This is a genomic window from Leifsonia sp. (assembly GCF_051955155.1).
Classification (GTDB): domain Bacteria; phylum Actinomycetota; class Actinomycetes; order Actinomycetales; family Microbacteriaceae; genus Leifsonia.
Window position 1 is genome coordinate 1 of record NZ_JBQCGZ010000105.1, and the last position, 10,856, is coordinate 10,856.

Below are 10,856 nucleotides of genomic sequence, written 5' to 3' on the forward strand. Positions count from 1 at the left end.
GACAGGCACTACGCGGGCGTCGCCTCCGCCATGGACAACACCAGCCAGCAGGTCGGCGGCTCGATCGGCACCGACCTGCTGAACACGCTCGCGGCGACCGCGGCGACCGATTACCTCGCCTCCCACCTGCCGCCCCCCCCGGCCGTCGCGGCCGAGGCGGCCGTGCACAGCTACGCGACGGCGTACTGGTGGGGCGCGGCGTTCTTCGCCTTCGGCGCCGTGCTGACCGCCTTCCTCTACCGCCGGCGCTCCGCCACCGCCCCGGCCCCCGCGGCCGGGGGCCCCCCCCCGGCGGCCCCCGCCCCGGCGCCCGGGGGCGCGCCCGGCCCGCCGGGGCGGCGCCGCGAGCCGGGGGGGGGGGGGCTACGCGGCCGGCCCCCCGCACGCGCCCTCCCCTGCTAGCCTGCACCCAGAGCGAGGAGAGACCCATGACGAGTCCGGCGGTCGAGGAGCACCTCCGTCGCGCGATCCAGCTCTCCGCCGATGCGCGGGCGCACGGCAACCACCCGTTCGGCGCCGTGCTCGTCGGTCCCGACGGCGCGATCGCCCTCGAATCCGAGAACACGGTCAACACCGGGAACGACGTGACCAATCACGCGGAGACCAGCCTGGTGCGACTGGCCGCCCGCACCCTTCCCGCCGCCGAGCTCGGGGCCTACACGCTGGTCACCTCCTGCGAACCCTGTGCGATGTGCGCCGGCGCGATCTACTGGTCCGGCATCGGCACGGTGGTCTACGGGCTCCCCGAATCCGGGCTCCGCGCTCTGACCGGGGACGACCCCGACATCCCGACGCTGAGCCATCCGTGCCGACTGGTGTTCGCGGCCGGCAGCAGGCCCGTCACGGTCGTCGGCCCGCTCCTGGCGGACGAGGCCGCGGAACCGCACCGGGGGTTCTGGACCGACTAGGACCGCTCGCGAGGCGGAGGGCTCGCGCCACGCGTACCCCCCGGTCGCTGGCGCGAGCCGGCCACCGGCACTGATCGTCCACCCCGCCTCAACCGCGGGTCCGGGTCGTGCCGGTGACCGCCGGCCCCCGGTCCGGACCCGGACCGCGACAGGCCGGTCGCCTTCGATCCCACTGTGCCGGGAACGGGAGCCGTGCGGGGGGCCGAAAGACCCCCGGACTTCGTCCGCCCCGGGGGACCTTCGACCCGCTGCGGCCCCCGTGCCCAGGCGTAGCGTCACCCACGCGGGCGAAGACCCGCCCTGCACCCTGCCGAAGGAGCTGAGCCGAATGCACGCGGAATCGGGGGACTTCCTGGTCATTGCGTCCAACCGACTGGAGGCGCCCCCGCGGGTGGGCCTCATCGAGGAGGTGCACGGCGCCGACGGCGCGCCACCCTACGTCGTGCACTGGGAGGAGGACGACCGGACCACGATCGTCTTCCCCGGGAGCGACGCGCACGTCGAGCATCGCGGGGCGGACGCCGGGGCGTCGAGTTAGCGCGAGGCGGGGCCGGATCGGCGCATCGATCGGGCGGCGGCTACCGGTCGCTCAGATGCACGACCAGTTCGTTGTGCACCTGGGTCACGTTCGGGGACGACCACGCGGTCGTTTCGGCCTCGTGCTTCTCGATCCACGAGCGCACGGTGCCGCGCAGCGTCAGCTCGGTGCCGTCGACACTGACGACGATGTTGCGCGCATCCAGTGCGGCGTTGCGGATGATCGCCTCGCGCACCCGATGCTCCACCTCCGGGGCGTCCGGGCGCCCGGACAGCTGGATGCGGTTGTCGACGGCGCGGACGCCGTCGATCCTGCGGACCGCCTTCGCGGCGGCGGTGCGCTGGTAGTTCCAGTCGACGAGTCCACTCAGGATCACGGTGTGCCCCTGCACCTCCAGGTGCAGGCGGTCGGCCGGGATGCCGGAGGTCCACCGCAGCACGTCGTTGACGGCCTTCGCCAGCTCGAGACCGGACGGCTCCGAGAAGATCGGGCGCAGGTGCAGTTCGTCGTTGACGGCGAGCACGCCGGCCACCCGCTGCGCGGCCATCACCGCGGCGCCGCGCTCGCTCAGCGAACCGACCTCGCCGCTGAGCGTGACGACGCCACCGTCGACCGCGACGCCGATGCGCGCCGGGTCGTCGAGGCCGGGCAGCCAGCCGAGCTCCGATTGGACGTCATGCCGGACCTTGAGGTCCGCTGTGGTGTGCGTGCCGGTCTTCGCGTTCATGAGCTCAGACTGACGCCGGCGACCCGCTCCGACGAGGGGCGAAAGTCCCGCCGCGCGGCTCAGTCGAGCTCGGGAGTCCCCGCGGCGTCGCGTTCGTCGAGCTCGACCGGCAGGCCGGCGTCGTACACGAACACCAGGCGGGCGGGGACTTCGCCGGCCCGCACACTCGCCAGGGCCCGGTTGACGTCGCGGATGTCGCGCGGAGACGCGACGACCCTTGTGCGGCCGGCGGCGTGCAGGGCGAACACCTCGGCGAGATCCTGACGGGTGCCGACGATCGACCCGACGATCGAGATCCCCTTGAGCACGGTGTCGAACACCGGGACTGTCAGCGAGCCGTCCGCCGGCAGCGAGACGAGCACCAGCCGGCCGCCGCGGTTGAGCGAGCGGAACGCCTGGTCGAACACCTGGGGCGCGACGGCGAGCACGATCGCGACATCCGCTCCGCCGAGGTGGTGGATGACCTCCGCCGGGTCGACGTCGCGCGCGTCGATGGCGTGATCGGCGCCGAGCTCGACCGCCAAGTCCAGTTTCTCCTCCGAGATGTCCACCGCCACCACCTGCGCGCCGACCAGGCGGGCGTACTGGACCGCCAGATGACCCAGACCGCCGATGCCGAAGATCGCGACCCGCTCCCCCGGCACGACGCGGGCCGCTTTGACGGCGGCGTACGTCGTGACGCCGGCACAGGTCAGCGGCGCGGCGTCCAGCGGCGACACATCGTCCGGCACGGGCACCGCGAAGCGGGCGTCCGCGACGGTGTACTCCGCATAGCCGCCGTCCACCGCGTATCCGGTGTTGTACTGCTGCTCGCACAGGTTCTCCCGGCCGTCGACGCAGTAGCGGCACTCCCCGCAGGCGTGGCCGAGCCAGGGCAGCGCCACCCGCTGGCCGAGCCTGCGCGACACGACGCCGTCGCCGAGGCGCTCGACGATCCCGACCCCTTCATGACCGGGGACGAACGGCAGCGTCGGCTTGACGGGCCAGTCGCCGTCGATGGCATGGATGTCGGTGTGACAGAGACCGCAGGTCTCCAGCCGAACGAGCACCTGGCCAGGACCGGGGGCCGGGATGGGGCGCTCCTGGACGGTGAGCTGCTGACGGAACTGGGTGACGACGGCGGCGCGCATGGCGGCTCCTTCTGGCTCGACGTACGGGTGTTCTGCGCCAGTCTCCCCGTGCCGGGGCGCCCGACCTGGGCCGAAGGTCCCCCCGGCCGGTCCGGCGGAATCGAAGGACCTTCGACTCATCCCGGCCGAGGCGACGCGGGCGACCCTGATGCGGTCCCAGCGTCAATTCGGAATCGCATCATGGGGTTTCAGCGAGCATCGCCGCGGTCGCTGGGATGTGTCTCACACCGCCCTCTTGTGTTCGGCTTACAGGGCTTCCCCGCGATCGACTCCACCCCGAGCGAACACAGATGGCCGACCAGCTGCCCCAAAATCCCCCGCCGGGACGGGTTCAACGCCAACCCGTTATCCGACAACAGCCGCTGCGGAACACCACGAGCTGCGACGCCTTTGCTGACCACGGCGATCGGGCCCTGGGAGGTCTCACACCATAGAACGTCTCCCACGAGATCCCGTGCTCGATGCAGAACATCGTCACCGCACCACGCGGCGCGTCTGGCGGCCACTGAACAATCGCGAGACGGATACGGGGATCAACGGGGTCAACACCGCTCATCCGTCAAAGATCTAGGGACCCGCATTCGCTGGCGATTACCGGCGGAAACTGCCCAAGACGGCCTCAATCAGGGCGTTCGCAAACTGGGCAACTCTGGTCAGCCGCAACCGCCACTGTTGGCTCATATCCCCAAACGCCTCCTTCGCAGCCGTGTCGACGCACTGCCATCGCTGGACCGACCCTATTCGGCAGCGCTTCGCGACCCGGAACCCGACGAGCGACACGCCACAGCGCAGAAGTGTCAGGACCAATCACTGCCGAAGTGTCAGAGATCGATGATTCACAAGTGTCAGAGATGCCCTGAGACCTGACACGACGAAACGGCGGCTGTTCCACAGCCGCCGTTCCCATTGTTTCAAGCTATGTAGCGAGGGCGGGAATCGAACCCGCGACCCCACGATTATGATCCGTGTGCTCTAACCACCTGAGCTACCCCGCCGGGGTCTCCCTCGTCGCGATGGGGAGACGGAGCCCCCTGTGGGAATCGGACCCACTACCTCTTCCTTACCAAGGAAGTGCTCTACCAATGAGCTAAGGGGGCGAAGCCAGCGCCGGCACCCGCCGGACGATTTTGGCAACCGTACGAGGATACCATCACCGCGGGGGTGCTCCGTACCATCGGAGCACCCCCTCGGCGCGATCCGGTCAGGCCGCGGTCGCCGCCTGGGAGGCGTCGGAGAGCGCGTCCAGCTCGTCGGCACTGAGCTCCAGCTCGACCGAGGCGAGCAGGTCCGGCAGCTGCTCCAGCGTGCGGGCGCTCGCGATCGGGGCGGTGATCGTCGGCTGCGCGGCGAGCCAGGCGAGGGCGACGGTCGCGACGGAGGCCGAGTGCGCTGCGGCCACCTCGTCGAGGGCGGCGAGCACGGAGCGGCCGGTGTCGTCGAGGTACTTGGCGGCGCCGCCGGCGCGGGCGCTGTCCACGGTGACGCCGTCGCGGTACTTGCCGGTGAGGAAGCCCGCGGCGAGCGCGAAGTACGGCATCACGCCGAGGTCGTAGCGCTCGGCGAGCGGGCGGTAGTTCTGCTCGTACGCGCGCTCCACGAGGTTGTAGTGCGGCTGCAGCGCGACGGCGCGGTGCAGGCCCTCGCGCTCGGTGATGGCGAACCACTCCTCCACGCGCTCTGGCGTGTAGTTGGAGATGCCGATGTAGCGCACCTTGCCCGCGTCCACGAGCCCGGACAGCGCGGCGACGGTCTCCTCCAGCGGAACCGTCTCGTCGTCGAAGTGCGCGTAGTAGAGGTCGATGTACTCGCTCTGCAGGCCCTGCAGGGAGGCGTCGGCCGCGCGGCGGATGTTGTCGGCGGCGAGTCCCTTGAAGTCGGGGTGCTGGCTGACCTTGGTCGCGAGCACGACGTCCTCGCGGTTCCCGCGCGCGTCGAACCACTCGCCGAGGATCCGCTCCGAGTCGCCGCCGGTGTTGCCCGGCACCCACGCCGAGTAGCCGTCCGCCGTGTCGACGAAGTTCCCGCCCGCCGCGGTGTACGCGTCCAGCACCCGGAACGAGGTGTCCCGGTCGGCCGTCCAGCCGAAGACGTTGCCGCCGAGGGAGAGGGGGAAGACCGACAGGTCGGAGGTACCGATGGTGCGACGCGCAGAAGTCATGCCGTTTCGTCCTTTCATGGGGGAGTCACCCCACGCTAACGCGCGCGTTCCCCAGGCCTATTCCGGGTGCCGTCCGGTTCGCGCGCGTCCGTCGCGGTGACTGTCCCCGTACGGTGCCACCGCCCCTGCGCGAGCACGGTCGAAACGTACCGAACACCCACAATCGTGACCCGAGCCAACGTACCGAACGCACTCGCGGCAATGCGGCCGCGCCCATAGTGTGGAGGGATGGCCGCCACCCTCGACGAACCGCGCCGCGCCCTGCGCGCCGAGTGCGCCGACTGCGTCGGGCTGTGCTGCGTCGCCCTCGCCTTCGCGAAATCCGCCGACTTCGGCTTCGACAAGGAGGCAGGAGAGGAGTGCGTCAACCTGGACGACGGCTACCGCTGCCGCATCCACCCGCAGCTGCGCGAGAGCGGGTTCAAGGGCTGCACCGTCTTCGACTGCTTCGGCGCGGGCCAGCACGTGACGCAGCACACGTTCGGCGGCGCCAGCTGGCGCGACGACGCCGGCGCCCGCGCGGGGATGTTCGCCGTCTTCCCGGTCGTCCGCCAGCTGCACGAGCTGCTCTGGTACCTGGAGGAGGCGCTGCGGATGCCTGCCGCCGCCGCCCTGCATCCCGCGCTGCGTGCGGCCAGGGACGACGTGGAGGCGGCTGCCGACGCCCCGGCGGAGGCGATCCGGCTCCTGGACGTCGACGACCTGCGCGCTCCCGCCGCCGAGCTGCTCCGCGAGGCCGCCCGGCTCACCCGCGAGGCCGGGGAGGCCGCCGACCGCACGGCGCCGCTGCGCGTCAAGCGGTCGCGCCTCCGCCCGGGAGCGGACCTGCTCGGCGCCGACCTGCGCGGAGCGGACCTGCGCGGAGCCGAGCTGCGCGGCGCGCTCCTGATCGCGGCCGACCTGCGCGACGCCCGGCTCGCCCGCGCCGAGCTGATCGGCGCCGACCTGCGCGACGCCCTGCTGCACGGAGCGGATCTCGCCGAGGCCGTCTATCTCACGCAGGCCCAGGTCAACGCCGCCACCGGCGATGCGCGCACCCGCTTGCCACGCACGGTCGAGCGCCCGTCGCACTGGAGCTGACCGGCCGGAACCCGCCGTCCGCACAGCCCCTGCGACGCCCAGCCGATGGCGCTAGCATGTCGTGCAGCGCCGACGACGGCGCGACGACCCCGGCTCGCACCACCCCCGCAGACCTGGGACCGGCCGCGCTCGCGGCCGCCGTGTCCCCTCGCCGGCGTCGCCCGTCCCGTCCCTGACCAAGACAGGTGATCCGTATCCCCACTCCCACTTCCTCCCAGCTGTCCCCGAGCACCCCCGGCCGCGAGTGGTGGCGCTCCGCCGTCATCTACCAGGTGTATCCGCGCTCCTTCGCGGACTCGAACGGCGACGGGATCGGCGACCTGCCCGGCATCACGCATCGCCTGCCCGCGCTCCGCGAGCTCGGCGTCGACGCCGTCTGGCTGGCGCCGTTCCAGACCTCGCCGCAGCGCGACGCCGGCTACGACGTCGCCGACTACCGCGACGTCGACCCGCGCTTCGGCACCCTCGCCGACTTCGACGCGATGCTGGGCACCGCGCACGAACTCGGACTGCGCGTGATCATCGACATCGTCCCGAACCACTCCTCCAGCGACCACGTCTGGTTCCAGGAGGCGCTGGCGGCGGGACCGGGCAGCCCCGAGCGCGACCGCTACATCTTCCGCGATGGCAAGGGAGCCGACGGCGAACTCCCCCCGAACAACTGGGAGTCGATCTTCGGCGGCGCGGCGTGGACCAGGGTCACCGAGGCGGACGGCCGTCCCGGTCAGTGGTACCTGCACCTGTTCGACAAGTCGCAGCCGGACCTGAACTGGGAGAACCCGTGGGTCTGGGAGCAGTTCCGCGGCATCCTGCGATTCTGGCTCGACCGCGGCGTCGACGGCTTCCGCGTGGATGTGGCGCACGGCATGGTCAAGGAGAAGGGCCTGCCCGACTACACGCCGCCCGTCAACGCCGGCAGCATGGGCGGCGGCCAGGTGCCGACGGTCACCGGCGGGATCGCGCTGGAGCCGCAGATCGCCGGCCACGCCGGGGCCGAGCCGGCGAGCCCGCCCTACTTCGCGCAGGACGGAGTGCACGCCATCTACCGCGACTGGCACACGGTCCTCGAGGAGTACGAGGGCGACCGGGTGCTCTGCGGCGAAGCCTGGGTGGAGCCGCTGGAGAAGCTGGCCCGCTGGGTGCGCCCGGACGAGATGCAGCAGACCTTCAACTTCGGCTACCTGGAGACCCCGTGGGACTCGGTCGCGCTGCGCAGCGTGATCGACCGCTCCATCTCGGTGTTCGCCAGCGTCGGCGCCCCGAGCACGTGGGTGCTCTCCAACCACGACGTCGTCCGGCACGCGACCCGGCTGGCCCTGGCGGGCGAGAACCCGCAGGGCCACGGCATCGGCCCGAACTCGACCGGCATCCCCGACCCGCAGTTCGCGCTGCGCCGCGCCCGCGCCGCGACGGCGCTGATGCTGGCCCTCCCTGGCTCGGCGTACCTGTACCAGGGCGAGGAGCTGGGCCTGCCGGAGGCGATCGACCTCCCGGACGAGGCCCGTCAGGACCCGACCTGGTTCCGCACGAACGGCGAGCGCTACGGCCGCGACGGCTGCCGCGTCCCGATCCCGTGGGAGGGGACGGACCCGTCCTACGGCTTCGGCCCCGGTGCCGCCAGCTGGCTGCCGCAGCCCGCGTCCTGGGCGTCGTACACGCGCTCGTCGCAGCGCGGCGTTCCCGGCTCGACCCTGTCGATGTACCAGGACGCGCTGGCCGCGCGCCGCGAACACGACCTCGCCTTCGGCGAGCTGGAGTGGGCGAACGCCGGCGAGGACGCGCTCGTCTTCCGTTCGGGACGCGTGACGGTCGCGGTGAACTTCGGCAAGGCGCCGCTCGAACTGCCCGCCGGCACGGTCATCCTCGCGAGCGGCCCGCTCGACGGCCGCCTGCTCCCCCGCGACACCACCGCCTGGCTGATCTGACCCGCGCCCATTCGTCACGAATGCCGCCCATTCGTCACGAATGGGACGCGTTCGTCACGAACCCGGCCCATTCCTCCCGAATGGGACGGGTCCTCGCCCATTCGTCACGAACGCGCGCCATACGTGACGAACGCGGCCCCTTCGTGACGAACGCGGCTGGTTCGTGACGAATGGGGTGAGGCTAGGACGCGTTGGCGGTGAGCCAGGCGTAGGGGTCGACGGGTTCGGTGCCGTCCAGGCGGATCTCGAGGTGCAGGTGCGCGCCCGTGGAGACGCCGGTGTTGCCGACCCGTCCGACGATGTCGGCCACCTTCACCCGCTGCCCGGGCTGCACGCGCACCGACCCGACCTGCATGTGGCAGTACTTCGAGCTGACCAGTCGGCCGTCGATCATGTGGTCGATCGTGACGTTGACGCCGCAGCCGCCGCTGTCCCCGGCGACGACCTCGCGCACGACCCCGTCGGCGATGATCTGGATGGGCACGCCCGCCCCCGGCGTGAAGTCGACGCCGAGGTGGTTGGTCGAGGCGCCGGCCGTCGGCGCGATGCGCGGCCCGAAGCCGGACGAGATCGGAACGCCGACCGGGAACGGCCACTGGATCGCGCCGTTCGGGTCGTTCGTGAACGTGTCGGCGATCCGCATCGAGCGGATGGCGGCGAGCTTCTCGGCCGATGTCGCGGCGCCGGCGTCCCGCACGATCTCGGCGGACGCATCCACCGTCACGCTGTCGAGCGCCTGCAGCTCGCGCTCCGTCGCCGGGCGGCCCGAGAAGTGCACGGCCTGCCCGGCGCGCACCTGCTCCTCGGTGAGCAGCGCCATCGCCGGGACGGAGGTCGCGATCCCGATGCCGAGCACCGACAGCATCGCCATCAGGGTCACCCCACGGCTGAACCGGCGCTCCGGGACCCCGCTCTCGCGTGCGCTGCGCGCGCGCTCGGCCCTGCGCTCCGCCCTGCGCCGGACGACGCGCCGCCGGGTCCGTCGTGCCGCCTCCTCACCGAGCCGCCGTTCGCGGCGGGTGAGAGGCGTCTGCGGGGGTTCTGCGGCGCGCACCCGACCTAATGTAACGAATTGGTAACCGCCGCACCAACTCCGGGCGTCGTCACTCCCACGCGCCGTAGTAGCGCTGGACCAGCGGGTCGAGCTGCTCGAACAGCCCGGGCTCCGCCGCGAGGATCAAGCGCGTGCCGGCCGGAGCGCCGCCCAGCCCGCCGACTCTGGCGCCCGCCTCGCTCGCGATCAGCGCGCCGGCGGCGTGATCCCACGGGTTCAGCCCGCGCTCGTAATAGGCGTCGAGACGCCCCGCGGCGACGTTGCACAGGTCGAGCGACGCGGCGCCGATGCGGCGGATGTCGCGCACCTGCGGGATGAGCTCGTGGACGAACGCGGCCTGGCGGCGGCGCACCTCGGCGTCGTAGCCGAACCCGGTCCCGACCAGCGCGAGCGGGAGCTGGACGCCCTCGTGCACGTGCAGCGGCTGCCCGTTCAACGTCGACCCTGCTCCGGCGGCCGCCGCGAACACCTCGTCGAGCTCCGGGTTCACCACGGCGCCGGCGAGCGTGCGCCAGGTCGCCGGGTCCGGCTCGCCCTCCACCACGGCCACGCTCACCGCGTAGGCCGGGATGCCGTAGAAGTAGTTCACCGTCCCGTCGATCGGGTCGACGACCCAGGTGAGCCCGCTGCTGCCCGGCTCGCCCTCCGACTCCTCGCCGAGGAAGCCGTCGCGCGGGCGCGCGGCGGCGATGGCGGCGCGGATCAGGTCCTCCGCCTCCCGGTCGGCCTTCGTGACGATGTCGGTGAGCGTCGACTTGGACGCGGCGATCTCCACCCCGTCGCGGCGGCGCTGCAGGGCGAGCGCTGCGGCCCTGCGGGCGACGGTTACGGCGATGTCACGGAGCTCGGCGTTGGAGGGCATGCGTCCAGCATTCCAGACCTCGCGGCGGCCGGTGACCGGGTGACACGGAGAAGGGAGGCGGTCCGCCTCCCTGCATTTCCAGGATACCGGAGACCACGGGGCTTGCGGCAAGGCCACCCCCCTGCACCAGAATGGCTGGTCGCGGGCCGAATCCCCGCGAGAATCGGAGGCGCTGGTGGAGCAGGAGACGGTCGACGTGATCATCGTCGGGGGCGGACCGACGGGCACGATGCTGGCGAGCGAGCTGCGTCTGCACGACGTGAGCACGGTCATCCTGGAGCGGGACGCGGAGCCGACGCCGCTGATCCGCTCTCTCGGCCTGCACGCCCGCAGCCTCGAGATCCTCGACCAGCGCGGGCTGCTCGACCGCTTCCTCGCCGCGGGCACGAGCTACCCCGTCACCGGCAGTTTCGCCGGCCTGACGCCCAGCCGCCCCGTCACGCTCGACAGCGCGCACGCGTACACGCTGGGTCT

At 72.0% G+C, this 10,856-nt stretch carries 10 protein-coding genes, 2 tRNA genes and 1 pseudogene; 6 read left to right on the forward strand and 7 right to left on the reverse strand.

What is annotated here, in order from left to right:
- The 3 genes and pseudogenes from ACTHMF_RS11510 to ACTHMF_RS11520 all read left to right on the forward strand — a co-directional run.
- Positions 1–402 (forward strand): annotated as a pseudogene (locus tag ACTHMF_RS11510) (hypothetical protein); the annotation flags it as partial.
- A gap of 26 nt (positions 403–428) precedes the next feature.
- A complete protein-coding gene (locus ACTHMF_RS11515; RefSeq protein WP_440317686.1) occupies positions 429–908 on the forward strand; it encodes a nucleoside deaminase in 480 nt (159 codons plus the stop codon).
- A 328-nt stretch (positions 909–1,236) separates the two neighbouring features.
- Positions 1,237–1,446, forward strand: coding sequence for a DUF1918 domain-containing protein (locus ACTHMF_RS11520; RefSeq protein ID WP_440317687.1), 210 nt, complete (start codon positions 1,237–1,239; stop codon positions 1,444–1,446).
- Between the two features lie 40 nt (positions 1,447–1,486).
- Here ACTHMF_RS11520 and ACTHMF_RS11525 read toward each other — a convergent pair whose 3' ends face one another.
- The 5 genes from ACTHMF_RS11525 to ACTHMF_RS11545 all read right to left on the reverse strand — a co-directional run bounded on the left by ACTHMF_RS11525 (position 1,487) and on the right by ACTHMF_RS11545 (position 5,461).
- On the reverse strand, positions 1,487–2,173 hold the full coding sequence (locus ACTHMF_RS11525) for a BON domain-containing protein (protein WP_440317689.1): 687 nt from the start codon (positions 2,171–2,173) through the stop codon (positions 1,487–1,489).
- Between the two features lie 59 nt (positions 2,174–2,232).
- Positions 2,233–3,303: an alcohol dehydrogenase catalytic domain-containing protein gene (locus ACTHMF_RS11530; protein WP_440317691.1), complete on the reverse strand. Its 1,071-nt coding sequence runs from the start codon at positions 3,301–3,303 to the stop codon at positions 2,233–2,235.
- A gap of 921 nt (positions 3,304–4,224) precedes the next feature.
- Positions 4,225–4,298 (reverse strand) — tRNA-Met (locus ACTHMF_RS11535).
- Positions 4,299–4,328: 30 nt separating this feature from the next.
- Positions 4,329–4,400, reverse strand: a tRNA-Thr gene (locus ACTHMF_RS11540).
- A 104-nt stretch (positions 4,401–4,504) separates the two neighbouring features.
- Positions 4,505–5,461, reverse strand: coding sequence for an aldo/keto reductase (locus tag ACTHMF_RS11545; protein WP_440317693.1), 957 nt, complete (start codon positions 5,459–5,461; stop codon positions 4,505–4,507).
- A gap of 228 nt (positions 5,462–5,689) precedes the next feature.
- Between ACTHMF_RS11545 and ACTHMF_RS11550 the strand changes: the two genes are divergently transcribed.
- The gene (locus ACTHMF_RS11550; protein ID WP_440317694.1) at positions 5,690–6,541 is read left to right on the forward strand and encodes a pentapeptide repeat-containing protein; all 852 of its coding nucleotides are present in this window, start codon (positions 5,690–5,692) and stop codon (positions 6,539–6,541) included.
- A 185-nt stretch (positions 6,542–6,726) separates the two neighbouring features.
- On the forward strand, positions 6,727–8,466 hold the full coding sequence (locus tag ACTHMF_RS11555) for a glycoside hydrolase family 13 protein (RefSeq protein WP_440317696.1): 1,740 nt from the start codon (positions 6,727–6,729) through the stop codon (positions 8,464–8,466).
- A 181-nt stretch (positions 8,467–8,647) separates the two neighbouring features.
- Here ACTHMF_RS11555 and ACTHMF_RS11560 read toward each other — a convergent pair whose 3' ends face one another.
- Both ACTHMF_RS11560 and ACTHMF_RS11565 read right to left on the reverse strand, forming a co-directional pair.
- Positions 8,648–9,520, reverse strand: a complete 873-nt coding sequence (locus ACTHMF_RS11560; RefSeq protein ID WP_440317698.1) for a M23 family metallopeptidase — start codon at positions 9,518–9,520, stop codon at positions 8,648–8,650.
- A gap of 49 nt (positions 9,521–9,569) precedes the next feature.
- Positions 9,570–10,382 (reverse strand): inositol monophosphatase family protein, encoded by an 813-nt coding sequence (locus ACTHMF_RS11565; RefSeq protein WP_314149062.1) that lies wholly within the window; start codon positions 10,380–10,382, stop codon positions 9,570–9,572.
- Between the two features lie 175 nt (positions 10,383–10,557).
- On the opposite strand from ACTHMF_RS11565, the gene ACTHMF_RS11570 reads away from it, so the two are divergent.
- Positions 10,558–10,856, forward strand: a 299-nt coding sequence (locus ACTHMF_RS11570) for an FAD-dependent monooxygenase (protein ID WP_440317700.1), incomplete at its 3' end; no start/stop codon positions are given.